Source organism: Undibacterium sp. TJN25 (assembly GCF_049339885.1).
GTDB lineage: Bacteria > Pseudomonadota > Gammaproteobacteria > Burkholderiales > Burkholderiaceae_D > Undibacterium.
The window spans coordinates 181,591-207,046 of the sequence record NZ_JBMPPM010000002.1; the positions used below are offsets into that span (position 1 = coordinate 181,591).

Annotated in this window: 24 protein-coding genes; 10 read left to right on the forward strand and 14 right to left on the reverse strand. The window is 58.0% G+C overall.

Annotated features, from left to right (window positions below):
- Positions 1-128 precede the first annotated feature (128 nt).
- Positions 129-872 carry an SDR family oxidoreductase gene (locus tag ACO0LO_RS04390; protein ID WP_422962982.1) on the reverse strand — a complete coding sequence of 248 codons (744 nt, stop codon included), beginning with the start codon at positions 870-872 and terminating at the stop codon, positions 129-131.
- A 110-nt stretch (positions 873-982) separates the two neighbouring features.
- Between ACO0LO_RS04390 and ACO0LO_RS04395 the strand changes: the two genes are divergently transcribed.
- Positions 983-1,912 carry a LysR family transcriptional regulator gene (locus tag ACO0LO_RS04395; RefSeq protein WP_422963477.1) on the forward strand — a complete coding sequence of 310 codons (930 nt, stop codon included), beginning with the start codon at positions 983-985 and terminating at the stop codon, positions 1,910-1,912.
- Between the two features lie 89 nt (positions 1,913-2,001).
- Here the strand turns inward: ACO0LO_RS04395 and ACO0LO_RS04400 are convergent, their stop codons facing one another.
- Positions 2,002-2,478, reverse strand: coding sequence for a VOC family protein (locus ACO0LO_RS04400; protein WP_422962983.1), 477 nt, complete (start codon positions 2,476-2,478; stop codon positions 2,002-2,004).
- A gap of 651 nt (positions 2,479-3,129) precedes the next feature.
- Between ACO0LO_RS04400 and arr the strand changes: the two genes are divergently transcribed.
- Positions 3,130-3,585, forward strand: a complete 456-nt coding sequence (arr, locus tag ACO0LO_RS04405) for an NAD(+)--rifampin ADP-ribosyltransferase (RefSeq protein WP_422962984.1) — start codon at positions 3,130-3,132, stop codon at positions 3,583-3,585.
- 342 nt (positions 3,586-3,927) lie between these two features.
- Positions 3,928-4,302: a DUF695 domain-containing protein gene (locus tag ACO0LO_RS04410; RefSeq protein WP_422963478.1), complete on the forward strand. Its 375-nt coding sequence runs from the start codon at positions 3,928-3,930 to the stop codon at positions 4,300-4,302.
- Positions 4,303-4,371: 69 nt separating this feature from the next.
- On the opposite strand, the gene ACO0LO_RS04415 is transcribed toward ACO0LO_RS04410, so the two are convergent.
- Complete coding sequence (locus ACO0LO_RS04415) at positions 4,372-5,241, reverse strand: alpha/beta hydrolase (RefSeq protein ID WP_422962985.1); 870 nt, start codon at positions 5,239-5,241, stop codon at positions 4,372-4,374.
- Between the two features lie 117 nt (positions 5,242-5,358).
- Positions 5,359-6,552: an acyltransferase family protein gene (locus tag ACO0LO_RS04420; protein ID WP_422962986.1), complete on the reverse strand. Its 1,194-nt coding sequence runs from the start codon at positions 6,550-6,552 to the stop codon at positions 5,359-5,361.
- 160 nt (positions 6,553-6,712) lie between these two features.
- On the opposite strand from ACO0LO_RS04420, the gene ACO0LO_RS04425 reads away from it, so the two are divergent.
- From ACO0LO_RS04425 to ACO0LO_RS04435, 3 genes are all read left to right on the forward strand, one after another.
- Positions 6,713-7,807 (forward strand): sensor histidine kinase, encoded by a 1,095-nt coding sequence (locus ACO0LO_RS04425; protein ID WP_422962987.1) that lies wholly within the window; start codon positions 6,713-6,715, stop codon positions 7,805-7,807.
- Positions 7,804-8,586 carry a LytR/AlgR family response regulator transcription factor gene (locus ACO0LO_RS04430; protein ID WP_422962988.1) on the forward strand — a complete coding sequence of 261 codons (783 nt, stop codon included), beginning with the start codon at positions 7,804-7,806 and terminating at the stop codon, positions 8,584-8,586. The genes ACO0LO_RS04425 and ACO0LO_RS04430 overlap by 4 nt, the downstream gene beginning before the upstream one ends.
- Before the next feature lie 97 nt (positions 8,587-8,683).
- Positions 8,684-9,052 (forward strand): hypothetical protein, encoded by a 369-nt coding sequence (locus ACO0LO_RS04435; RefSeq protein ID WP_422962989.1) that lies wholly within the window; start codon positions 8,684-8,686, stop codon positions 9,050-9,052.
- A gap of 6 nt (positions 9,053-9,058) precedes the next feature.
- On the opposite strand, the gene ACO0LO_RS04440 is transcribed toward ACO0LO_RS04435, so the two are convergent.
- From ACO0LO_RS04440 to ACO0LO_RS04450, 3 genes are all read right to left on the reverse strand, one after another.
- Positions 9,059-9,535 (reverse strand): GNAT family N-acetyltransferase, encoded by a 477-nt coding sequence (locus ACO0LO_RS04440; protein ID WP_422962990.1) that lies wholly within the window; start codon positions 9,533-9,535, stop codon positions 9,059-9,061.
- 91 nt (positions 9,536-9,626) lie between these two features.
- Complete coding sequence (locus ACO0LO_RS04445; RefSeq protein ID WP_422962991.1) at positions 9,627-10,919, reverse strand: CynX/NimT family MFS transporter; 1,293 nt, start codon at positions 10,917-10,919, stop codon at positions 9,627-9,629.
- A gap of 1 nt (position 10,920) precedes the next feature.
- Positions 10,921-11,640 (reverse strand): FadR/GntR family transcriptional regulator, encoded by a 720-nt coding sequence (locus tag ACO0LO_RS04450; RefSeq protein ID WP_422962992.1) that lies wholly within the window; start codon positions 11,638-11,640, stop codon positions 10,921-10,923.
- Positions 11,641-11,827: 187 nt separating this feature from the next.
- Between ACO0LO_RS04450 and ACO0LO_RS04455 the strand changes: the two genes are divergently transcribed.
- Complete coding sequence (locus ACO0LO_RS04455; RefSeq protein ID WP_422962993.1) at positions 11,828-12,406, forward strand: GNAT family N-acetyltransferase; 579 nt, start codon at positions 11,828-11,830, stop codon at positions 12,404-12,406.
- Positions 12,407-12,437: 31 nt separating this feature from the next.
- Here ACO0LO_RS04455 and ACO0LO_RS04460 read toward each other — a convergent pair whose 3' ends face one another.
- Both ACO0LO_RS04460 and ACO0LO_RS04465 read right to left on the reverse strand, forming a co-directional pair.
- Entirely contained in the window at positions 12,438-13,514 is a 1,077-nt protein-coding gene (locus ACO0LO_RS04460; protein WP_422962994.1) for a hypothetical protein, read from the reverse strand.
- 86 nt (positions 13,515-13,600) lie between these two features.
- Entirely contained in the window at positions 13,601-14,284 is a 684-nt protein-coding gene (locus ACO0LO_RS04465; protein ID WP_422962995.1) for a YdeI/OmpD-associated family protein, read from the reverse strand.
- Between the two features lie 264 nt (positions 14,285-14,548).
- Between ACO0LO_RS04465 and ACO0LO_RS04470 the strand changes: the two genes are divergently transcribed.
- Positions 14,549-18,943 (forward strand): PAS domain S-box protein, encoded by a 4,395-nt coding sequence (locus tag ACO0LO_RS04470; RefSeq protein WP_422962996.1) that lies wholly within the window; start codon positions 14,549-14,551, stop codon positions 18,941-18,943.
- A 61-nt stretch (positions 18,944-19,004) separates the two neighbouring features.
- Here the strand turns inward: ACO0LO_RS04470 and ACO0LO_RS04475 are convergent, their stop codons facing one another.
- Positions 19,005-19,862, reverse strand: a complete 858-nt coding sequence (locus tag ACO0LO_RS04475; RefSeq protein ID WP_422962997.1) for a formyltransferase family protein — start codon at positions 19,860-19,862, stop codon at positions 19,005-19,007.
- A 254-nt stretch (positions 19,863-20,116) separates the two neighbouring features.
- Between ACO0LO_RS04475 and ACO0LO_RS04480 the strand changes: the two genes are divergently transcribed.
- Positions 20,117-20,302, forward strand: coding sequence for a hypothetical protein (locus tag ACO0LO_RS04480; protein WP_422962998.1), 186 nt, complete (start codon positions 20,117-20,119; stop codon positions 20,300-20,302).
- A 211-nt stretch (positions 20,303-20,513) separates the two neighbouring features.
- On the opposite strand, the gene ACO0LO_RS04485 is transcribed toward ACO0LO_RS04480, so the two are convergent.
- From ACO0LO_RS04485 to ACO0LO_RS04500, 4 genes are all read right to left on the reverse strand, one after another.
- Positions 20,514-20,744, reverse strand: a complete 231-nt coding sequence (locus ACO0LO_RS04485) for a hypothetical protein (protein ID WP_422962999.1) — start codon at positions 20,742-20,744, stop codon at positions 20,514-20,516.
- 318 nt (positions 20,745-21,062) lie between these two features.
- A complete protein-coding gene (locus ACO0LO_RS04490; protein WP_422963000.1) occupies positions 21,063-21,272 on the reverse strand; it encodes a hypothetical protein in 210 nt (69 codons plus the stop codon).
- A 186-nt stretch (positions 21,273-21,458) separates the two neighbouring features.
- Positions 21,459-22,031 (reverse strand): hypothetical protein, encoded by a 573-nt coding sequence (locus tag ACO0LO_RS04495; protein ID WP_422963001.1) that lies wholly within the window; start codon positions 22,029-22,031, stop codon positions 21,459-21,461.
- Between the two features lie 295 nt (positions 22,032-22,326).
- A complete protein-coding gene (locus ACO0LO_RS04500) occupies positions 22,327-22,950 on the reverse strand; it encodes a protein phosphatase CheZ (protein WP_422963002.1) in 624 nt (207 codons plus the stop codon).
- A 447-nt stretch (positions 22,951-23,397) separates the two neighbouring features.
- On the opposite strand from ACO0LO_RS04500, the gene ACO0LO_RS04505 reads away from it, so the two are divergent.
- The gene (locus tag ACO0LO_RS04505) at positions 23,398-25,047 is read left to right on the forward strand and encodes a methyl-accepting chemotaxis protein (RefSeq protein WP_422963003.1); all 1,650 of its coding nucleotides are present in this window, start codon (positions 23,398-23,400) and stop codon (positions 25,045-25,047) included.
- Positions 25,048-25,456 lie beyond the last annotated feature (409 nt).

Consider the following 25,456-nt stretch of genomic DNA (forward strand, 5'->3'; position numbering starts at 1 on the left):
AGATAGTACGTTCTGGTCTGCATGGGGAAAATTATCTGCCGCGAGGGGGCGGACGCCAAATTGTCTGACGTCCGCGCACTCGGCTGCACTGACAAAACTTACGTCGAAGCAGCCGGATGGAGCTGGCCTCAGGCTGCGAAGCCGCCATCGATCAGCAGGTCGGCGCCGGTGACGAAGGCTGCTTCCGGGCCCGCCAGGTAAGCCACCATGGCGGCGATTTCATCTGCTTTGGCGTGGCGGCGTAGAGCCATCAGGTCATGCAGGCTGGCGCCGAACTCGGCTTTTTCCGGATTCATGTCGGTATCGACAGGGCCTGGCGCCACGTTGTTGACGGTGATGCCGCGTGGGCCGAGGTCGCGCGCCATGCCTTTTACCAGGCCGATCAGGGCCGATTTGCTCATCGCGTAAACCGCGCCGCCTGCGAACGGCATGCGCTGGCCGTTGGTGCTGCCGATGTTGATAATGCGCCCGCCATCTTGCATATGCTTGGCCGCTGCCTGCGAAGCGACGAATACAGCGCGCACGTTGACGGCGATGGTGCGGTCAAAGTCTTCCAGCGAATATTGATCCAGCGGGCCAACGATCAGCACGCCGGCGCTGTTGACCAAAATGTCCAGGCGGCCAAAACGCTTGGCGACGCTGTCGATGGCCTTGGTCAGGTCGGCGGGATCAGAGGCGTCTGCCTTGATGGCAATGGCCTGGCCGCCGCTGGCCTTGATTTCTTCCGCCAGCGCTTCAGCAGCGATTGCCGATGCAAAGTAGCCGATAGCGACGGTTGCGCCTTCGCGGGCCAGGCGGCGCGCAGTGGCGGCGCCGATGCCGCGCGAACCGCCGTTGATGAAAGCGACTTTACCGTTCAATTGGGTGCTCATGATGTTTTCCTTTCAGGTTGGGTTGGTGAGCACAGTATGGTCATCGCAACCTGATCGCGGTAGTCGTAAAGTTGAACGTTCAGTTTCAACCAATGGTTTAAAATATGGCCATGTTGACCGAACTGAGTAGCTATCTCGATGCATTTATTGCCGCAGCCGATGAAGGCAGCTTCTCTGCGGCTGCTCGCCGCATGGGCCTTACGCCGGCAGCCGTCAGCAAGAGTGTGGGGCAACTGGAGGCGCGGCTGGGTGTGCGCCTGTTCCAGCGCAGTACCCGCAGCCTGTCACTGACTACGGATGGCGAGCGCCTGTACGGCCAGGTGCGGCTTCCATGGGGCGAGATTGGCGATGCCCTGGCCGATCTGCGCCAGGGAGCAGGCAAACCGGCCGGCACGCTGAAGGTTTCACTGGCCTATACGATAGGCCGTGAGTATTTTGTGCCCATGATGGACGAGTTCGTACGCCGCTATCCGGACGTGGTGCCCGATCTGCATTTCGATAACCGCCAGGTGGACCTGATCGCCGAGGGCTTCGACGTTGCCATAGGCGGCGGCATAGAGCTGACCGATGCGTTGATCGCGCGTGAGCTGGCCCGCCTGCGTATCGTGCTGGTGGCATCGCCGGCGTATCTGAAAACGCATCCGGCACCGGCGCATCCGCTGGAACTGGCGCGGCATCGCGGCTTGCTGCGCCGCTCGCTCAGTTCCGGGCGGCTGGTGCCCTGGACCTTGAAAAATGTCTCTGGTGAAGAAGTGGTGGCCAGCGTGCGCCCCATCATGGTGCTGGACGACCCTGAGGCCATCGCGCGTGCGGCTGCCAGCGGCATGGGGATTGCCATGCTGCCGTTGCCGCATGCCTTACCACTGCTGGAACGCGGCGAGCTGGTGCGCGTGCTGCCCGAGTGGTATGCCGACGCGCTGCCGCTGTCGATTTACTACACCAGCCGTAAACTGGTGCCGGCCAAGGTGAGGGTATTTGTGGACTACATCGTAGAAGAATTCCGCGCCAGCGGCCAGGCAGCCCGCTTCCGGCAGGGGTGACATGGCAGAGCCGGCTTTCTTTCAGGCCTGAACTGCCATTCAGAAAATAACGGCGGTACGGTGGTGCAAGCGGGTTGCGGAAATTAGTCTTATCCGCGTACCGCTGCCTCGATCTTGGCGACATCAATCTTCTGCATTTGCATCATGGCCTTGAATGCACGCTGGGCGACATCCCCGCCTTGTGCCATCGCCGTGGTCAGGACGCGGGGCGTAATTTGCCAGGACAAGCCCCATTTGTCCTTGCACCAGCCGCATTCGCTTTCCACACCGCCATTGCTGACGATCGCGTTCCAGTAGCGGTCGGTCTCCGCCTGATCATCGGTGGCTATCTGAAAAGAGAACGCCTCACTATGCTTGAAAGCGGTTCCGCCATTGAGCCCCATGCACGGCACGCCGCACACCGTGAATTCGACCGTGAGAACGGTGCCCGCTTTGCCTCCGGGAAAATCGGAAGGTGCGCGGTGAACCGCGCCGACCGCGCTGTCGGGAAAAGTCTGTGCGTAAAAATGTGCGGCCTCCTCGGCGCCATCGTCGTACCACAGACAGAGTGTATTCTTGTTCATCATTAGTCTCCTTTATTTACCATTCGCCGTGCGTGTGTTGCTGCCCATGAAGGTCGAAGCCCTGGGCAAACGCACCGTTACTTAACGGGTACGTTGACGAAGTGCCGGCACTGCAATAACCAGACATCGCATAGCGGATATAAGAATTGTCACGTCAAAGATTCTACATCCTGCACACATAAAAAATCATGCTATTCTGTCATCTTGATGGGAAAAGAACTGCAATTGGCCAGAAGTGGACGGTCGGAAGTGCCTGCCAAACTGGTGGCGATTCAGAGATAACAAATTACAATAGACTAGAATTTCCAAGGACAACTGAATGAAACTCCGGCAAATAATTTTCCTGTCGATTTTGGCCTGCACGTTATCGACTGGAACCCTGTTTCTAGCATCAATATTGTTTATAGATTTCCACTCATGGGTAAAATTACTCCCGGAGGGACAAGCTAAACTTGTGACTCCAGCGTTGCTCCTGCTTACTGTTATTTTCCTATCTCTTGGTGCATACCTTCGACGGGATGGCAATTCGACTGAATATGAAGTTTAGAGTCGTTGCAGGAAGTGAACCAAGCTAACTGGCAAAAGTCGGCCAAAAGCAGACTTTCTCATTAATGTCGGCGTTAACCAAATATGAAACTCTAAGGATATGCGCGCATGAGCAATCTAGATTGGACACCAGTCACCCATGAGAGCTGCGGCAACGTAAAGGGGCCTTTCTACCACGGGACCAGATACGATCTGGTCATAGGCGACCTGCTGGTCCCTGGTTTCGCGTCGAATTACGAAGAGGGCCGAGTCTCAAATAACGTGTATTTCAGCTCCCTCCTGGAGCCGGCTGTCTGGGGTGCGGAGCTGGCTATCGCACTCGCCGCAGCAGAGGGCCGTGGACATATCTATATCGTAGAGCCCACAGGCAGTTTTGAGGACGATCCAAACCTGACCAACAAGCGCTTTCCCGGCAACCCTACACAATCCTACCGCACACGTCAGCCCCTGAAAATCGTCGGTAAGCTGGATGATTGGGCAGGGCACCCGCCGGAAGTGCTTCAGCAGATGCTGGATGGCCTCAAGGAAAAAATGCGTAATGGCCTGGCACCGATTGAAGACTAGTTGATTTTCAAAAGTGAAAGGCCTGGCGAGGCTCGCCTTAAACTTCGAGGAAATGATGGCAGGAAAATTTTTGGGTCGAGGCGCACTCGTTGACCTTATCAAAAGCTCCATATGCCAATTGAATGAAATGAGCCCGTGGCCCGTCCCCAAGGATTCATGCCAATTTAAGAGGCCGCATAACGGAGTACCGTCGGCCGGTTGAATTCACAGCCAGTAGCAGTCATTCAAATCTGCCCCAGCAAGAACTGTTTATAACTTATGACCGTACGCTCGGAGACATTAGGACGCATCGTCCAGACATGGAAAGACGGCCTTCGGATTCTATGGACTTATGCTCCAGAGATGCCAGCACAGGACGAGCGGAGCACTATGCCATGGTTGACCATAGTACGATGGGAATACGACGGATCAGGCAATGAGGGCATGCCTAGCGCTGACGAAAATGACCATATGCTGATGCTCGAAGCGGCTCTTGAAAAAATTGAGCATCCGGCGTTTTGCCTTGAAGGCTATCGTCGGATTGGCGCTGGCGTAAGAGAATTTGTATACTACGTCTCGGATCGCGAAAGATTTCTTCAGAAATTCAATAGTTACACGGCAAAAGATCCACGATACCCAATCACAATCAAGTTCTATAAAGACGAGGCGTGGTCCGATCTTCAAGACCTCATTGATGACTTTAAGACAGTGGAGCATGGCGCTACAAAATCAAGCTGATCTGTTTCGTAAGTATTCCTGCTAAATATCTGGATGTCCGCAATGGAGCGAAAGTGCTCACCCGATACACTAACTAGCCGGCTTGAACACAGTACGAAATGCCTTCAGCGCCGCCGGTTGATAGACAGTGCCATGATTTTCTTCCGGCATGGACTCCACGTGCCAATGCATGCCGGCGTTGTTGGCCTTGGTCAGCGCACTGGAAAACTTCTGCATCATCTCGGCCTCGCCGCTCTCGCCGCTGGCGACAAGGTAAAGCGTCTTGTTGCCAAGTGCCTTGCCTGTCAGCAGGGGCTCGGTATCCTTGATCAACTTGCTGTCGTTCCACCACAGACTGGGGTCGATCGCAATGCCGGTATCGAACAGATCGGGTTCCAGCAGGAGTGTTTCGACGACGAACAAGCCGGCCAGCGATTCGCCGACGATGGCATTCTCCTGGGTGGTGCGATAGCGGTCCCTCACCTGCGGCATTAGCTCGGTTCGAATGAAGCGGCGAAATGCCGCCGAGCCGCCGACAACCGGGGCGATCGCTTTGTCCTGTGCGACTTCGGTTGGCCCGGTCATGTCGCGCCGGCGTTGTGTGTTCTCGATGCCGACCAGGATAAACGGGCGCATCGTCATGTTATCAACCGATACCTGCAACAGTCCTGCTATGTGCAGGAAATCTTCGGCCAGCCCTCCGTCGGGCATATACAAGACTGGCAGGCGTAGTTTGTCCCTTGCCGTATAAACCGCAGGCATATACACGTTGATGCGCCGCGTTTCACCAAGAACCTGCGAGCGTATTGTAAATGTCTCGCCTATCGACAGTGGGGTGGCCGCTTCCCTTTGCTGGGCAATGCTGTCAGCGGCAACAAACAGCAAGCCGGATGTCAGCGCGACGATGCATGCGCGTGCCGTGGCGCCGCGGCGCAATTTTTGTATGAAGCCTATAAGCATTTTTTTTCAGTGTAAAAGGAAGTGAAATTTTATGGACGAAGCCGGGTGATTGTATGGGCAGTATTTTAACTTGTCCAGCAACTGGCGCCGTACCATGATGAGTGCACTCCTCCTGTCTTATTGGGCAGCATGCTTTTCGCTTTGTGCGTCAGCCCAAACGGGAATCGCCTTTGTCGGGCCGCTCAAAGCGATAGCCGGATACATCTTTGCCCGCAGTAGCAAGAATGGCCTTTCAACCAGCCAGAAGAGCAGCCATCCTCCGGCAATGCCTGCGAGCAGTATGATGGCGATTCCCGGTATTGAACTGGTATCGATATGCATTTTTTCTAAAGTGGGCATTACCAATTTAAATATGGGCTTATGCGCCAGGTAAATCGAATATGACCATAGGGCGATACGCGATGCGCCCGGTAAACGCGTGCGGTGCAATAGGGACGTTGTGCTCAGAGCAGAAAGGGTCAGGATGGCAAAGCTTATTGCCAGCAGCGGATAACCGAAGATGGGCATGTAAAACCCCAGTCCGTAGCCCGGCACTTCCAGGAACATCTTGAATAAATATAAAATTGCACCGGCCGATGACAAGCCGATGAAAAATAGAAGATTTCCTTTTTGCCCCAGCTTTGAATAAGCGGCGGGGTGGAAATTTTTCATCATGGCGATTGCCACGCCGGGCAGTAATTCGTCGAAACGGGCAAAGCTCGAATAATAGATGTATTCATAGTAGTCAGATCCATTAATTGCGGCTTTTCCATGATCAAGCCAAGCCAGGCCCCTGGTTGCCATGCCGGCGGCAATCGCGGCGCCGATTATTATCCACCCCAGTTTCCTGAAAGTTTTAAAACGAGCGATCAGTAAGGCCATGGCTGGCAGGACAAGATAGAATTGCTCTTCAATGCAAAGCGACCATGAGTGAGTGAAGGTGTGGCCCGGGCGAAGCCCCAGATTCTGCGTAAACGTCAAGAAGCGCCATAGTGGCGCAGTTTCCTGGCCGGCCAGATCGGAGGGGAAGATAAAGTAGATTGCCAGGATGAAGTAGTAGTTCGGTAAGGTCCGAAGCAAGCGTTTCATGTAGAAGGTCTTCAGGGAAAATTTCTGACCCAGCGCAATCGGCGACAGTATCTGGTTCCCAATCAGATACCCGCTCAGCACAAAGAACAGGTCAACCCCTGCCCATCCAATATCGGTCACAAATCCAAAGGTGCTTGTCCCGCTGACTACCACCATGTAGTGATATGCCAGCACAAGAATAATCGCAGCGGCGCGTAGCGTATCCAGTCCAGGCAGGCGGGTGGCCGTCTTGGTTTCCATCATGGGTCTATCCTTTTTGTGTCAGTGTTGGCGAGCATTGGCGAGATCGGCAATGGGTGAAAATGCGATTGTTGAGCATGGCGATGGCGCTGTCGCATGAAGAGTGATGAATGCGGGTGCAGCAGGGATGACCTCGGGAATGGGGCTGCTATACTGCTCCGCAATGAAACCTTTACTTTCCATGCCGGCCTGGCTGCGAGCCCTTCTGATCAACTTTGCACTGTGGACTCTGCTGTGCGCGCTGGCCGGTATTACTACTTACGGCGATGCTTTACATGATGGCGATACACGCAGCTACTGGCGAATGACGCTGGGATGGTGGTGCGGCTATGTCGTGATGATGGTGCAAAGCTACTTCCTATACATGATTTACCGTCGGCATCCCGGCTGGCTGGCCACGCCACGCTGGATTACGGCGGGTTACCTGCTCTATATCCTTTTATGCTGGCCCGGTGCGATGCTGGGTCTTGCGTACAGGCGCTGTTTCAAGTTCGGCATGGCGCCGACACTGGAGAACTCCTGGCGTTATTGGGTGTCGATGGACAAGTTCGAATGGTTCGTTGTTTTTCTGTTGCTGACAACGGCCTTTGGCGTCGTGGTGGCGGGCTTGCTTTGGCGCCAGCGCCAGCAGCAGATAAGCGAGCTGGCCGAGGTGCGATTGTCGCTGGAGAGGCAGCGGCTCGCGGCGCTGCGCGGACAGCTGGAACCGCATTTCATGTTCAATACGCTGAGCGCCATAGGGGCGATGGTGCGCACGGATGACAAGCCGCTCGCGCTGGATGGCTTGTCTCGCCTTGGCGACCTGCTGCAATATGCGCTGATGAGCAGTGAGCGGGATTGGGTAGGAATAAAACAGGAGTTGCAGTTCGTCCGTGATTATCTGGATCTGCAGCGTCTGCGTTTTGGGCCGCGCCTGCAGGTTTGCATTGAAGGTGAGCATTTGCTGGACGAGGACCTGGAGTGCCCGCCGATGCTGCTGCAGCCGCTGGTTGAAAACGCACTGCGCCACGACCTGGAATGCCATGAAAACGCCAGCGATATTGCTGTTGCCTTTTCCCGTGACGGCGGGCGTTTGTTTGTGCATGTCAGCAACCCCGTCCACGCCCGCGCGGCGCCTGCAGCTGGACTAGGGATCGGCTTGCGCGGCATCGCGGCACGCCTGAGCCTGGCATACGGCGATTCTGCGTCGCTGGCCGTAAGCCAGGTGGCCGGCCGTTTCGTGGCAGAGTTATGCCTTCCCTGGGAGCTGGCGGAATGAGCGCGCCTCTACAAGTATTGATTGTCGATGACGAGGTGCATGCGCGCACAAACCTGCGGCTGGCATTGCTTGCACTTCCCGGCTGGGAGCTGGCCGGGGAATGCTCCAGCGCCGCGGCGGCACGCGCCTGCATGGCAAGCTCTCACGTGGATGTATTGCTGCTGGATGTGCAGATGCCGCTGGAATCGGGGCTGGAACTGGCGCGTGAGCTGAGCGGACTGGATTCGCTGCCCCTGGTTGTTTTTGTCACTGCGCATCGCGGCCATGCGCTGGATGCATTTGACGTCCATGCGCTCGACTATATCGTCAAGCCTGTTGATGAGCGCCGCTTGCAGCAGGCGCTGGAACGCGCCAGCGTGTTGCTGGGTCAGCGTGCGATCTACGCCCAGGCGCTGCGCAAATTTACCGACCCCGCCCCCGGCTATTGGAGTGAGCTGGTAGTGCGGTCGGTAGGGCGGATAGACCGGGTCGCCTTGGCCGACGTGCAATGGATAGAAACTGCCGGCAACTATGTTGAGCTGCATCTGCCGCAACGCAGCTTGCTGCATCGAAGCACGCTGACGGAATTGGCACGTTACCTCGATCCACGCGAATTCCTGCGTATCCACCGGCGCATTCTGGTGCAACGCAGCCAGATGCTGGGGGTGCGCCAGATACAGGAAGGAAGCTACGTGCTGATCCTGCAAAACGGCCATAGCCTGCCTGTCAGCGAACGCTATATTGCCGCTGCCAAAGCGGCGCTGCACGACCAGCGGCGATCAATACCTTTGGTGCAGTAGCAAACTCGTTTGCCGGTAACACCCGGATGCCGCTTTGCGCTCCAATCCAATCGGTGACACAATATACTCACTTCCCATATTTCATCCCACCTTTATCATGGCAAGCAAAAAACAGAAAATCCACGGCATCATCCATACCGCTGCAGCGGCTTGCGCGGGTGTGGGTGGTGGGCTGGCGCAGGTGCCGGGGTCGGATGCGGCGGTGATTGTACCTTTGCAGACGGCGATGATTTCGGCGATTGCGGCGGAGCATGGGGTGACGTTGACCAAGGCAGCTGCAGCGGATATTTTGCTGACGTTTGCGGCCACTACCGGCGGGCGCTGGGTCAGCCAGCTGCTGGTGGGCTGGGTGCCGGGCATCGGCAATGTGATCAACGCTTCCACTGCGGCCGCGGTGACGGAGGCCGTGGGGTGGGCGGCGAATACTTATTTTTCTAGGAATGCGACGGAAATTTCCGTCACCTGAGGTGGATCAGTCCGGCAGGTTTCCCTGGTAAGCAGCATTCATCTTTTGCATGAAAATCTCTTCTTCGTCACCGCGGTAGCCTCGCCGCACTTCGCTGTAGCCAAAGCGGATATACATGTCGATTGTCGTCTGGTTGCCCACTACCGCGGTAAATAGCTGGAAGCTGTGCACGTAAGCGTAGCGGCGCTCCAGTTCCTCCATCAGTTGCCGGCCATAGCCTTTGCGCGCGTGGGCAGGGTGGACGATCAGGCGGCCTATGTGGCAGCTTAGCTGGCCCGGTTCCCCACTGACATACGCGCGTACCGAGCCGACGATGGCGCCGTCTGCGACGCCTTTCAGCACCAGGCCCTGTTCGATCTGTTCTGCGATTTCCTGCACCGGCTGGAGTTGCGGATCGAGGTAGTTCGGGAATTTTCTGAAGGCCAGTTTTTGCAGGTCGAGGATAGCCTGGGCATCGGCGGGAGCAGCCAGTGTGATGTGCATGAGGTTTGATAATGCGTGAGCTGACGGGGTGACATGATAGCGGATATCTACAGCTGTATCACGGATGAAACTGCAGTTCAGCTCATCCGCTTCAGGCCGCTACTGTTTTGGCATTCACCAGGGTTGCGCGTCCCGCGCCTATGCCGAATGACGCAGCCCCTATGCCCAGCAGGATGAACAGCACTGCTGTGGCGTGGTGGCTTCCGGTCCAGCCGTGCAGCAGGCCTACCATCAGTGGCCCGGTGGCAGCCAGCGTATAGCCTACCGCCTGCGACATGCTGGACAGGTGGGCGGCAACATGCGCATCCGGCGAGCGCAGTACAATCACTGTCATCGCAGCGGCGAACAGGCCGCCCTGGCCGACGCCTTGCAGGCCGGCCCACAGCCATACCCAGCCGCCGGAAATCGGGCCCACCGTCATGGCGACCAGCGCGACCACGGCGATGACCGCCAGGAAGACATTGATCATGCGCTGGTCCTTGCATTTGAAGGCAACGGGCGGCACTAGCAGGCAGGTGGCAACCTGGAACATGACCGATACCGATACCGCGAGCCCGGCTTGCACGCCGTCCATGCCGCGCGAGCGCAGGATAGGCGCCAGCCAGCCAAACACGCAGTAGGCCAGCGCCGACTGCAAACCCATGAAAAACGTCACCTGCCAAGCCAGCCTGTCGCGCCACAGGCCTTGCACGGTATAACCGCTATGCTGCGCGTGACGCTTGCTGGCCAGTGCCTGCGGCGCCCACATCAGCGCAATGACAATGGCCGGCAGCGACCATGCGGCCAGCGCCAGCGGCCAGGAGTTATTGAGCATTTTTTCTATCGGAACAGTCAGGCCGGCTGCACCGGCGGCGCCTGCGCACAGCGACATCGTATACAGCCCCATCATCAGCGCCGTCCGGGTGGGGAAATCGCGTTTGACCAGGCCGGGCAGCAGCACGTTGCCGACCGCGATGCTGGCGCCGGCCAGGCCGGAAGCGATGAACAGCAGAGGGATGCTGCCCATTCCACGCAGCGCAGTGCCGGCGGCCAGCAGCACCAGCATACCCAGCAGTGTGCGTTCCGCGCCGAAGCGCCGCGCCAGCATCGGCGCCAGCGGCGCAAACAGGCCCAGGCACAGCACCGGCAGCGTGGTCAGCAGGCTGGCCGAGGCGGAAGACAGGCCGGTGGCAGACATGATTTCCGGCAGCAGCACCGACAGGCTGGAGAAGACCGGCCGCAGGTTAAACGCGATCAGCACCAGGCTGGCGCCCAGCAGTAATTGGCTGACGCGGTTGGGATGTACCGGCAGTGAAGCTTCCGCGGGCGGCACGCTATCGATTTCCGCATCAATGGCCTGCACCAACGCCGGGTTGCTGAGGGAGGAGGGGGAGGGCGTCGTCATCTTATTCTTTCAGTCCGGGCGCGGTGCTGGCGACCGGCGCCAACAGGCGTTCCAGTTCATTCAGCACCGGCGCCATGAAGGCATGCATGGCTGCCGCTGCACGGTCGGGATCGCCGCTGGCGATGGCGTCGACGATGCGCTGGTGGGCTGCCTGATCAGGTTCCGGCAGATCGTTTTTCAGTGTGGAGGTAATGGTGTCCTTCACCGACGTGGAGAAGAACTGGTATATCTCGGCCAGGGCGGCATTGCCGGAGGAGGCGATGAGGCCCTTATGGAAATCCAGGTCGCGCGCGATGAAGGCGGCCTTTCCTGCTTCGTCATCGCCCTCAAAGCTGCCCCTGGCATTCACCAGTGCCTGCAGGCGGGCGAGGTCTTGATGGCTATGCCTGGCTGCGGCCAGGCGCGCGGCTTGTACTTCCAGCGCGCAGCGTACTTCAAACTGGTCGCGCAGGCTGGCGCGTTTCAGCTTCAGCATGCCGGCGGCGCTGTCGGCGACGGCCCGCACATAGGTGCCGGAACCCTGGCGCACTTCCAGCATGCCCTGGGTGACCAGCATCTTGACTGCTTCGCGCACCGTGCCGCGGCTGACATTCAGCAGTTCGGCCAGCCTGGGCTCGATGGGAATGCGCTGCCCCAGCGGCCAGCCGCCGGACGTGATTTCGGCAGTCATTGCGGCGGCGGCATTGTCCACCAGCGAAGGGCGGGGCGTGTTTTGTATCATAAAAGCTAATTCATCCAATCATCTGATGATTTTAGGTCTGGTTGTAGCGGGTGTCAAGGCGGGTAGCTTATGGGACTATATATGTGCTGATGCGAGCTTTACCGCTGTCAGAGTATCTTGCGTTGCGCGCAACACGGTGTTTCCTTGATAATCAGGTTTCTGTCCGTGAACAGCCTGCCGAGACAATATGCCTTTTACCATTCCAGACCGTCTGCAATCTGCCCGTCTTTGCCTCCGCCCCTTGCAGGAGGCCGATCTTGCCGCGGTGCTTGCCTGTTACGACCATCACGAGGTCATGCGCTATTGTCCGCCCACGCGCTGGCATACGATGGCGAATGCGCGCAACTGGTTCACGCGGATACAGCAGCGCATCGCGGAAGGCAGCACCATGCAGTTCGTCATCGAACTGAATGAACCGGAGACAGTGATAGGAAGCTGCGTGCTGTTCAAGCTGGACGAGGAAAGCCTGCGCGGCGAGATCGGCTATGCGCTGGGAAGACAGTATTGGGGGCAGGGATATATGCATGAGGCGCTGCTGCTGCTGGTGGAACACGGTTTCCGCAAGCTGGCGTTGCATCGGCTGGAAGCGGAGATCGACCCCAGGAACGAGCATTCGGCAAAGAGCCTGCTGCGGCTGGGCTTTGTGCTGGAAGGCACGCTCAGGGAGCGCTGGATAGACGATGATGAAATTTCCGACGCCGGCCTGTACGGTCTGCTGGCACGCGACTGGCTGGCGGCGCAGGAGGCGGGGCCGGGTGGCGGTTAAGCCATCATCAGTCTCTGCCGGCTGCCGTTATCTACACCGTTCCCTTGCCTGCCATGTTTTGCTTGGCCGCAAAGCGGGACAAGGTGTCCGGCACCATGCGTTCGAAGAAGCCTGCAATAAATGACCAGACGATCAGCTTGGCATACTGCACCAACGATTCCGGCGTGGCATGGCGGAGAAATTCCGAGAAGTATGGCGGTTGCTCCTTGGGGTCGCCTATGCTGTCAGGAAATGCGGGAAACAGGTCGCCCTTGACTAAGCCGGCGACGAAGATGATGTAAAAAATCACCGCAAACAGCGCGCCGCTGAAGGGCGACACCAGCACGCTGAAATTGCCCCAGCGCAGCACCGCGATGTTGTGCACCGGATCACCCTCGTCGGAGGCGCTCTGGTAGCGTTGCTGCACGCTGAGCAGCCCGCCCATCAGCCCGGTAAACAGCACGGCGCCCAGCGGCGTGACATCGACGCTCCAGCGTGTGAACGACACCAGCAGCGCGTAGATGAACAGGGCGATCAGCCCCACGCCGGTCATTACCGCGATGACGCGGGAGACGTATTCGCGCTGCTGCTCCCAGGCGGGGCGTATCGCATAGCGCAAGTGGATCTGGGTCAGCAGGAATTCCACGTCGGCGCGCAGTGCGGCTTCGGTACTGCTGCTCATTGCCGTGGGCTTGGCCGGGTCGGGGTCCTTCGGCTCCGCGTCCTCTTTTTTGCTGCTGTCCACGGGCGGCCCCTGGTCGCCCTGGCGCTTGTTGTCGGTGATCTGCGCCAGGTAGTCCGGCGGGCGCGACGCCAGGTAGGCATCATATTCGCGCAGGCCGGCCACATCGCGGTAGCGGTTGCGCAGGCTCCATACCTTGCGCGGCAGCTCGGTCTTCGGCATCAGCCGCGACAGCACCAGGTCAAACGCGTACAGGTCATCCCAGTTGAGGATGCCATCCTGATTTTTCTGGACGATCTGGTCGAGCTTGGTTTTGGATTCCTCGGGCACCTGCGCTGCGGGCAGGCTGCGGTATTTGCCCTCCAGGTGTTCAAAATAGATTAGCGCATAGGAGGGCAGGGGGCGGCTGGTGCAGTCCTGGTCCAGCAACAGGGATTTCAACATCATGCGCATCGCTTCCCCTTTTTTTGTCTACCTGTCTTGCCGTCGGCGCTGCCAAGTCTTTTATCTATGCGTGCAGGAACAACCAGAAATCAATCTATATGGTATTTGGGGATTGTCAATTTTTTAATGCCGGCCGTTGCGGGGCCGCAACCGGATTTCAGCTTTTTTTCAGCTTTTGCCGGCGGGCTCTTTTGCGGGTGAAAGGATTCTCCCTTATCCAGCATCTCCAGTATGGCCTGCATGCGCCTGGTCCGGGTTTCAGGCTTCTTCGCCGTGTGCAGGCGGTAGGCAATCGAATACAGGTTGGTCTTGTTCAGGCTGCCGAAAAAGGCGAAGGCCTTCTTGTTGTTCTTCAGGGCGGCCAAAAAATCGTCCGGGATGGTTGCAAGGCTTTGCGATGCGTAGGCAAGTTGCCAGCGGCCATCTTTTTTTGCCGCTTCCACCTGCTCAAGGCCGGCTGGCTGCATCTTGCCGGCGCCGGTAAGTCGCTCTGCGTGGCCGACGTTGATCGCGGACCAAGTGCTGCTCGTGCGGCGCGGGGTAAATTTTTGCAGCCACGAGGCGTCATCGAAAGGTTTTTTCTGGCCGTCTATCCAGCCGTAGCATAGCGCCTCGTCCAGTGCCTCGGCGTAAGTGACGGTGGCAGTGCCTGCATCTTTCTTGAATATCTGTAACCAGACGCCGTCTGTACGGCGATGGTGGGTAGCCAGCCACTGGCGCCATTTTGCGGCGGTGGCGAAAGGCAGGACGGTGAGCTCGGGTTTATCGGCCATGCGATGCTTTCTGGGATCGGGCAGGGATTGTTTGATATTTTAACCACATTTTTTGCGAAAGACGGGTTATCGGCAACCGGCACCACTTGTTTATTGGGCGGTCTGCGGAGCAGTCCGGTGCGGATAGCGCGCGGGCGCTCCCCACAATGCAAACAATTGTGAAAATCGATACGGGCCCGGCAGTCTTGCCTGTAGTTCGGGGCTATTATGCTAAAGGCTGATCCGGCAGCTGCCGGGGACCGCTTTTTCACGGAGATCCCAAAAGTGGCTGCTGCACGCTGGCTGAGCAAGACGATCTGGTTGCCGGTGGCGGTGCTGGCCGCAGGCGTCGTGCTTTCCGTTACGCTGGATTTTGGGCAGCAGGCAGACAACGCTCGCCGTGAGCAAGAGCATTTCGACGGCCTGGCCGAGCGGACGGTGACGCAGATCAACAACCGCCTGCAAAAGTATGAATATGGCTTGCGCGGCGCGCGTGGCGCCGTCATCGGCGCCGGTGGCGTGACCATCTCCCGTAATACCTTCCTTGAATATGGCCGCTCGCGCGATATCCGGCGCGAATTTCCCGGCGTGCGCGGTTACGGCTTTGCACGCCGCGTGCATCCGGGCCAGGAGGCGGCTTTCATTGCGCAGATGCGGCGTGACGGCTTGCCCGATTTCCAGATCAAGGAGTTTGCCCCGCACGAGGGCGACCATTTCCCTATTGCCTTTATCGCACCGCAAAAGAGCAATGAGCTGGCAATAGGCATAGACCTGGCATCGGAATCCAAGCGGCATGCAGCCGCTATCGCGGCTATGCAGACTGCGCAGCCGGTGCTGACGGCGCCGATTTCGCTGGTGCAGTATCCGGGCAAGCCGGACCGCGGCTTCCTGTTGCTGATGCCCGTATATTCGTCGATGGAAAAAGCGGAAACGGCTGCACAGCGGGACGCGCTGACCATAGGCTGGGTGTATTCGTCGCTGCAGATAGACGAAGTGCTGACCGGCTTCGACTACTTCGACGGCGAGTTTGCGATGGGGCTGGACGATGTCACCGAACAGCTGCAGCCATCGTCGCCAGGCCAGTCCGCGCGCATTCCTTTTTTTGCCTCTCCCGGATTTGGGAACGCCGTTGTCAACGGGCTGGAAAAAAGCGTCGACCTTCCCGTGTACGGACGCATCTGGCGCGTGCATATCAAGGCGCTGCCTCTTTTCATCAGCCATCTTGACGCGAAAAACCCGCAGGCAGAGGCCGGCGTCGGCATCCTGCTGAGCGCCTTGCTGGCGGTGCTCGCCTACAGCTACCTGCGCGCCCGGGAACGGGATGCGAGGGCCGGCATGGAGCGCAGCCGTCTTGCGGCCATCGTGGAAGGCTCCAACGACGCCGTCATCGCCCAGAGCCTTGAAGGCACCGTTACCGACTGGAATCGGGCCGCGGAAAAAATGTTCGGTTACAGTCCCCGGGAAGCAATCGGCAATACGCTCATGAACCTGATCGTGCCTTTTGAATATTCATTGGAAGAAGATGACGTGTTGCGCCGCATTGCAGGCCGCCAGGAGGTGCAGCATTTTGCGTCGGTGCGGCGGCGCAAGGACGGTTCGCTGCTGGACGTGTCGGTCACCGTATCGCCTATCCACGGCGCCGGCGGCGGCATGCAGGGCGCCGCGCTGACCATCCGCGACATCGGCGGGCAAAAGGCGCACGAAGCCAATATTCGCAGGCTGAATGCGTCGCTGGAGCAGCAGGTGCAGATACGCACGGTGCAGATAGAAAAATACTCGGCATTGCAGCAGGCGATTTTGGTCAGCGCGGGTTCTGCCGTGATTGCGACCGACCGCGATGGCCTGATCACGCTGTTCAATCCTGCCGCCGAGGCCATGCTGGGCTACGCCGCTGCCGACATGCTGGGTCAGGTGTCATCCACGGCCTTCCATGACCCGGCCGAGGTGATGGCCCGCGCGGCCGTGCTGTCTGCGGGGCTGGGCACGACAGTCAAGCCCGGCCTGCAGGCGCTGGTGGTAAAGGCCGCGATGGGCAGGCCGGACACCAATGAATGGACGTTGATTGCCAAGGACGGGCACCGCATCCCGGTGCTGCTGACCGTCAGCGCCTTGCGCAATGAGCAGGATGAGATCATCGGCTACCTGGGCATTGCCACCGATCTGACGGAGCGCCGCCGCAACGAACTAGCGTTGGAAAAAAGCGAGCGCTTCCTGCGTACGCTGACCGACAATCTGCCGGGCATGGTCGGCTATTGGGGTGCGGACCTGCGCTGCAGCTTTGCCAACTACGGTTATGAAACCTGGTTTGGCCGCAATGCGCAGCAGATGATAGGCATCCACGTGCGCGACATGATGGGCGAAGATATCTACCGGCAGAGCGAGCCCTACCTGCATGGCGTGCTGAACGGCGAAAGCCAGCAGTACGAACGTGTGCACGTGATGCCCGGCGGCACGGTAGCCTATGCACAGGTCAACTATATTCCCGATATGGACAACGGCGAGGTGCGCGGGTTCTATGTGCTCATTTCCGATATCACCGAGCTCAAGCATGCGCAGCTGAACCTGGAGCAGACCAACAAGATGCTGCAGGCCCGCACGCGCGAGGCGGAGGCCGCCAGCCGCGCCAAGAGCGATTTCGTCGCCAACATGAGCCATGAGATCCGCACGCCGCTCAATGCGGTGCTGGGCATGGCCTACCTGCTGGAAAGCACAGGGCTGACGGCGGAACAGAAAAAATACCTGGAGATGATCAAGGTATCAGGTCAGACGCTGCTTAGCATCCTGAACGATATCCTGGATTTTTCCAAGGTGGAGGCGGGCCGCATGGAACTGTCGATGACAGAGTTCCAGCTGGCGGACGTGCTTAATGCGGTCGCTACCATCATGACGGTGAATGCCGGCGAAAAAGACCTGGAGCTGGCCATCGCCGTGGAGCCGGACGTGCCCAGGGTGCTGGTCGGCGACGCGCTGCGGCTGCAGCAGGTGCTGGTGAACCTGACCGGCAATGCGCTCAAGTTCACAGAACGCGGAGAGGTGGCGGTGCTGGTCAGGCTGGTGCGCATGCAGTCCATCAAGAACAAGCCGTATGCCGTGCTGTGTTTCAGTGTGCGCGATACCGGCATAGGCATGAGTCCGGAACTGCAGGGGCGGCTGTTTGCCTCGTTTACCCAGGCGGATTCTTCGTTCACGCGGCGCTTCGGCGGTACTGGACTGGGGCTGACGATTTCAAAACGGCTGACCGAATTGATGGGCGGCAGCATTGGCGTCACCAGCGACGAAGGGCGGGGCAGCGAATTTACCGTCACGCTGCCTTTGCAATGCGCGATGGACCAGGAGGATACGGCCCGGTCGCGCAGCTCTATCGGCAACCTGCGCTTCCTGGTGGTGGACGATAACGCCACCAGCCGCGACTACCTGGGCAAGACGATACAGGGCTGGCGCTGGGAGGTGGATACTGCAGACTCCGGCACCCAGGCGCTGGCCCTTTTTGAGGCAGAACAGGCGGCGGGCCGGCCGTATGACGTGGTGCTGGTGGACTGGCAGATGCCGGGCATGGACGGGCTGGAAACCCTGCGGGCGATCCAGGCCCTGCCGACGGACGCGGCAAGCCAGGCGGAAGCCGGCCACGGCTTGGGCGTCGGCAACAAGCCTGCAGCGCTGATCAGCATCATCATGGCGAGCTCTTTCGGCCGGGGCAAGCTGATGCATACCGACGCCGAGCAACTGGCGGATGCCGTGCTCAGCAAGCCGTTGACCGGCTCCAGCCTGTTTGATGCGCTGCATGGCGTGCTGGTGGGGCTGGGCGCGTCCGTCCATGTGCTGCAGGAAGCCCGTTCCACGCCGCTGCTGCAGCGGATTGACGGCGCCAGGCTGTTGCTCGTGGAAGACAATCCCTTGAACCAGGTAGTTGCCCGCGGCATGCTGGAGCAGGCAGGCGCCAGCGTGGACGTTGTGGACAATGGCCGGCAGGCGCTGGACAGGCTGCATGCCGGCGCCGGCCGCTACCATCTGGTGCTGATGGACATACAGATGCCAGTCATGGATGGTCTGACCGCCACCCGCGCGCTGCGCGAGGACCTGAAGCTAAGCCTGCCGGTACTGGCCATGACGGCCGGCGTGATGGCTTCCGAGCGGGAACTGTGCATCGAGGCCGGCATGAACGATTTCATCGGCAAGCCCATTGATGCAGACGACATGCTGTCCAAGATCATCCGCTACCTGCCGGAGCTGCCGCGGCATCCCGCACTGGCATCCCACGCTCACGCTGCGAAAAAAACATTCAAGTCGTTTGCAGCGGCGACGGCAGCGGATGAAGCAGCGCCGGTGCCGGTTTTCGACCCTGGCCACCTGATGGCGATCACCAAGGGCAAACCGCAACATACGGCGACCATGCTGGGTTTGGTCAGGAAGGTAGTGGAGAATGGCACCACCCCCGTCACCGAGGCCAGGCAGGCCTGGCAGGAAGGCCGTGCCGACGATGCTGCACGCATGCTGCATACGCTGCGCGGCATGATGGGCACGCTGGGTGCAAAACGCTTTGCCAATGCGGCGCTGGAACTGGAAAAGACCTTGCCGCATGAAGCCGCTGAAAAGCTGGCGACGATGTTTGGCCGTGTAGAACAGGAACTGGATGCGGCAATAGAAAAAGCGCGGGTATGGGTGGAAGAGCAGGGCTCGTAAATTGCCGGAGCACCTGATTTTTTGCCGCCTGGGTCACGGTAGAAATCGTTGAAGCCTTACGCTAGCGGCCTAGCTGCACGACCTGGTTTCTCGCAATCAGGCTCCATTCCACAATACCGATATAGCCGTCTTCCACCGCTACCACGACATTGCGGCCGTTGGTGTACACCACGGTGCCGGCGGGATGCACATGCAGTTCCGTCCAGCCTACCGCGCGGCGCACGAACATCATTACATTGTTCAGATGCGCAATGCATTCGTGCTGGCCGAAAGCGCGTATCCGGCACAGTACTTCGGCCACCGGCTGGTCGAATTTCAGCAGCCACTCGCTGTCGGGTAATTTTTCCCAATAGCTGCCTTCATCGCCTTGTGGCGACGCCTGTTCCCATAAGCTCGTAAAGTCTGACGCGACTTGTCTTGCAAGATCGCGCATGGCGATCTGCGTGCGCAGGCTCAGGCTTTCATGGCAATCTTCATCCGTGAGCGGGAAATGCCGGTCTGCCAGGATGTCACCGCTATCGAATGCATGCTCCAGCCTATGGCAGCTGACGCCCCAGCGTTGCCTGCCTTCCAGGATGACGCGATGGAACGGATAGGGCCCGCGGCCTTCCGGCAGCGGCGACGGATGAAAGTTGACGGCATGGCGCAGATAAGGCCGCCAGTCCGGCACCCGCCAGTTGTAGCTTGCAATGACCAATATGTCGCAGTCTCGCGCCTGCAGGTCCAGCAGGTCTTGCGACGTGATGCGGGATAGCTGGACCTCCATCTTCAACTGGGTCGCATAGCTCATGACCGCCTGGTTGTGGTTGACGACATTGTCCAAAGGCACGGTGAACAGCTTGACCGGCTCCCAGCCGGCATTGACAAAGGCTTCAAATACGCCCATGTAACGGTCGGCGGTGGCAATGGCAAAGCGCATGACGGGATCCCTTTTCTTTTGACTGATGGGGGCTTGATGAATAGCGGGCCGGGCGGCCATACTGCGAAAAACATCCAGCATTGCATTTGAACACCGGCATGTAACCCCAGTTTTTCAGCGGCAGTACTTTTGTATCCGCACGTATCCTTCCGCATGTTTTTCTTTACAAAGCTTTGCAAGCTCGGTGGGAAGGCGAACAGAGCAATGCCTTTTAGGCACATAATATGGGGACTCGTTTTTGTTAAGGAGATGCCATGATGATCAAGCCGCCTGAAGATGCCCTGGGCGAAGCAGTCAAAGCGCCGGCCGAACCTGCCGACCACCATCATGAGCGGCTGGCAGACATGCCCGGCCAGAAAAAGAATGCGGCCGGGCGCAAGAAGGACAAGTCAACGCCTGACAGCGGCCTGAGCCGGCGCAGCATGTATGAAGACCAGTAAGCGGATTGACGCAGGCCGTGGCTGCAGCGGCCGGTAGTGGAAATTTACGGTCAAAAAATAAAAGGCCCGGGTTATCCGGGCCTTCAGCATTTAAAGGAATGTTTAAAGCAATAGATCGATAAAGATGCGTGTCGCGGCTGAGGCCGCGGCGTCTTATACACGAATGTCGCCGGAATCTGTATTCGAACGAATCTTTATATCGGTTGCCGGATTATTCCGAGAAGACGACTTCGACTTTATCCTTGTCGTGCTTGCTATCGTCATTGCGGGGCTCGCGGTAAGGCCGGTCCAGGTATTTATGGTGAAACTCTACTACCCGCGCCACCATGCCAGGCCGGTCCGTCTCAATTTCCCTTACCTGTTTCAGGCGGCCATTGCTTGGCGTGGAAATAATGGCGTTGGCGAATGCGCGCTTGTCAGGCCAGAAGCTTGTACTTTGCATGATAGTCTCCTTGGATGAGAGTGAAGCATTGGTGATGCGTAAATCCATGGACTCATCATATTTTCAATGCAATAAATATCCAACAGGACATGATCCATAGTGCATGTCGGATGAATCTGACAACAATTGATGGAAAGACAGGGAGAGGACGGGAACTGTGCCGGCGGAAGCGGCTATCTGGAAGGGCGTAACAGCGGGAAAGATGAAAAAAACGGCAAGGCGGGCATGCATTGCCGGGAGGATCTGGTGTGCATTTTTCTCATCGAAGAAAAATGCGATCCTTCCCGGTAGCCGGTGCGGCCTGCATCACTGCCTTGCTCATTCTGTTGCTGCGCTTACTGCTGGTTTCCTGTGTTCGACATAAGGAACATCGAGGTATTTGTGATGGAACTCGACCACGCGGGCAGATATGCCTGGTTTGCTGGTCTTTACTTCACGAACCTGTTTCAGCCTGCCATTTCCTGCGGTAGAGGCGAATACGTTGCTGAAAGCGCTTTTATCGGGCCAGAGGCTGGTTGCGTTTTGCATGATGATCTCCATTAAAAATTTTAAAATTCACACTGCGTTAGTCGTGCCAAATCTGTTGTTGCCAAGCTTGCTTACTTCTTGTGGGGAGCTGCACTGTGTCAGCGCAGCTCCCCGAATAAAAAAACCTGTTACCGAAAATAGGGAGGTAGGGGGGCGGTAACAGGCTGAGGAGCCACTCTTGCCCGGTTAGCCACCGATATATTTAGTGTTGCGGCTGCCGAATCTTGCTACGGCTGCCTGCATCGTTTCGGATTTCACTTCAGTACGGCTGGCTGTGTTGCCTGTATATTTGCTGTTGGATACGATTTCTTTGCCGCCTATCAGCAAATTCGATGCGTGGGCCTGGCTTTGCTCTGTCTGCAATTCAGCGGGTGTCTTTGTATCAGCAACTGCTTTTACTGCGCCGGTAGTGGGCGGATAGTTGACATAAGGCTCGTCGCCGAAGCCAGCTGCAAAAGCTGCTGCGCCGCTCAGTGTCAATACTGCTGCTGCGATCAATTGTTTCGTTTTCATCGTTATTCTCCTGATGCCTGTAGGCCTCAATATGGATTCAAGCAATTCGTCCAGCTTGTCAGTCGCTTCACTTATCCGGCTGACCGCGTGAGCCCTGTACCTGTCTGCTTGTTTGGCAGTACCTTGCTCATCGATGGAAGCAAGTGTAGCCAGCGATCGGGCTTCGATAAAGGCCGCTAAAAGAAATTCACTGTTCGCGTGGGTGAAATAATCGACGTAGATATGCCGAATCCGTATGCGCTCCATAGGAGAAATGCAGCTGAGCACAGCGTTGAATGCGTGCGGCAAGGCGCGCGCAGGTGGTGGTAACAGCGCTGTAACCCAGTAGTTTTACGGTAGTGTGCTGCCGTGTTTTTGCGGTGGCAGACGTGTTGTTGCGGCGTGAACCGGCGAACCGGTGTGATGGATAGCGGTAGATATATCAGCGATATCTCTGCCGCAAGCATGGAAAGTGGAAGAGCAGGTAACTTTATTTGACGGGCGGAACCCGGATGCCGCTATGTTGGCTACGCTTGCGGCAGCACCGTGCTTGCTGAGGTTCTCAGAAGCCCAGATCCGCCAGCAGATCGTCAACGCTGGATTGTTCCAGCGCAATGCCGCCGGCGGCGCCGGGACCTGCCATCAGTTCATCTTTTTTGATCAGCGACATCGTGCCCGGCGGCGCCGCATCGATGAGCAGTTTCAGCAGGTCGTTTTCAGTACGCTCTATCAGCGACACTACTTTCTTGATCAGCTGTCCTGTCAAATCCTGGAAATCCTGTGCCATCATAATTTCGGACAAGGCCTGGTACGTCGTGGCGCCGGTTGCCTGGCTTTCTGCAAGAAAGGCCGCAGTGCGAGCCGCGAGCGGATGCGCATCGCCCGCAGCCGCCCATTCGGCCTGCAATTTTTCCGCGGTATCGCCCAGGCGTTCCTGCAGCGGCATGGTTTGTTCGACCTTGTTCAACACCGTGTTGGCGGCTTTTTCGGTCAGGTTGCCGATGTGCTGCAGGCGCTCGCGTGCAGACGGAAATTCACTGGCAGCTTCGGACAGCACGTTGTCCGCGCCGATTTCGGTCAGCGTATCGTGCAATGCGCGGATGATGTCACCGAGGCGTTCAAAGACCGGCGTATCGCTTGGGAATTGCGGAAGACTGCTGCCGCTCTCTGATCGTTGACTGGCCATATTTCCCATGCTGACACCCCTTTATTTGTACTGATAATAATTTATCTCTATTGCAACGCTGTGACATTCCGCATTCCTTGGGCGTGCCTTCCTTGTATCCAGAGCCTGGCGTGAGGACGCAGGCAACGCCGGAATACAGGGAGGGAAGTTCATCAATGCAAGACATGGAGCGGGACGGAATGGGAAACAACGCACGGCCAACAAAGTTGACGTACGGCAATTTTAACACGTAAAGCAGATGCATCAAGATAGACAGCTTGAATTTACGGGCGAGGTTTGGAACCGATTTGAAAAAGATTGTGAATTCCCTTAAGCCTGAGGTTGAGCTTTCAGAGGAATTTCGTAACTGTTTTCTTTCCGGCGCAAACATAGTAAGCTAAAGTAACTTAATGTAACAATTTCCATAAGCTGGCGCTGCTTGCGGGCAAAGCCTGAAAGGATGATTCCATGAATGTCAGACATTTGACGGTTGGACAACGCTTGACCCTGGGTTTTGGCCTGATCCTGGCTTGCATGCTGGTCATGATCAGCATCACGGTGACGCAATTGTCGGGCATTGCCGGCATCAACACGCGCATTACCGAAAAAGAGTGGGTCAAGGCGGACGCGTTGAACCAGATGAAGGAAACGACGCGCGCCAATGCCGGCAAGACGCTGGAACTGTTCATTGCCCAGGATAAGGCGAAGGTAGCCAAAATATTGGACGGCATCAGCGCCAACAAGAAAGTCATTGCAGAGAGCTTGCAGGTGCTGGACAGGCTGATCTACACGCCGGAAGGAAAAAACCTGCTGGCGGCCATCAAGGAAGCTCGTGCGCGCTATCTGGAATCGTATGAGAAAGTGGCCAGATTGCTGGAGCAGGAGTTGCGCGAAGATGCCGTGACCATGATGCACAAGGAAACCCTGGTGGCGATGGAGATCCTGGTCGACAAGATAGAGGCGCTGTCGGTCCAGCAGGACAAGCTGGTGGCGAAGGGTAATGCGGAAATGAGCGCCAGCGTCGGCACCAGCCGCTTCTGGCTGCTGACGCTGGGTGGCCTGTCGCTGGCGATAGGCATCGTGGTCGCCACGCTGATACGCCGCAAGTTGACGCGTCAGCTGGGCGGCGAACCGGACTATGTCATTGAGGTCGCCGACAGGATAGCTGCGGGTGACCTCAATGCGAGGATAGAAATCGGAGAAAAAGACCAGGGCAGCATCCTGTATGCGATCAGGCTGATGCGTAACAGCCTGCGCGAAATCGTCGGCGACGTACGCAACGGCGCTGCGCTGATTGCCACTGCATCCAGCCAGATCGCCGTCGGCAACCAGGACCTGTCATCCCGCACTGAAGAGCAGGCCAGTTCGCTGGAAGAAACCGCCTCCGCAATGGAGCAGCTGAACGGCACCGTAAAACATAATGCAGAAAATGCAGACCAGGCCAACAAGCTGGTAATCAACGCCTCCGGCGTGGCGGTCAAGGGAGGCCAGGTGGTGGCTGACGTGGTGCACACGATGCGCTCCATCAATGACTCTTCCAGGAAGATCGTGGACATCATCAGCGTCATTGACGGCATCGCCTTCCAGACCAACATCCTGGCGCTGAACGCGGCAGTGGAAGCTGCGCGTGCCGGCGAGCAGGGGCGGGGCTTTGCCGTGGTTGCTGCCGAAGTGCGTAACCTGGCGCAGCGCTCTGCCGCGGCCGCCAAGGAGATCAAGGAACTGATCAATGCGTCCGTCAACGAGGTGGATGCGGGGACGCGGCTGGTGGATGCGGCTGGCCTGACGATGGAAGAAATCGTCAACAGCGTACAGCGGGTGTCCGACATCATGAGTGAAATCTCGGTTGCCAGCGGCGAGCAAAGCCGGGGCATCAGCCAGGCCAACCAGGCCATCAGCCTGATGGATGGCGTCACCCAGCAAAATGCGGCGCTGGTGGAAGAGGCTGCCGCTGCCGCCTATTCGCTGCAGGAGCAGGCCCAGCAACTGACCAAGGTGATCAGCGTGTTCAAGCTTGACGAAGCCGCCGCAGCAGCAGAGACAGGGGCAGCGGCAGCCAGACCGGCGCCGCGCAAATCTGTTTCAATCCCACAGCCGAAAGTCGCCGCGCTCGGCTAGAAACTGCGTTGCGCCGCCCATCAGATGCCCTCGCTGAGGGCATTTTTCTATGTTTCTCCTGTTTTTTCGGTTTGCCTCACTACGGTAAAACTACTAGCCGCCACGGTGAGTAGCCCGCGTAAATACCTGTTCATGCCACATTCAAGCGCTTGCTCGCTCGCTGCGGCGCACCATGCTTTTTTTCCTGTTCTCATAGGAGGAAAAGCGATTCTTTGGCCTTGCCGTCATGCGGCTTTGCAGCAATGCGGCGGCCCGCCATTTTCATTGTTGCGCCAACGGGAACAATGTATTTCCATTTGTCACCTTTATCGCAAAAGCCGCGGTGGCTACACTGCAGTCATCGATGAGCGACACCCAAAGCAGTAAAGCCGAGCAGATAAGTGCGCGACTCACCGAGGCTGGATCAGGA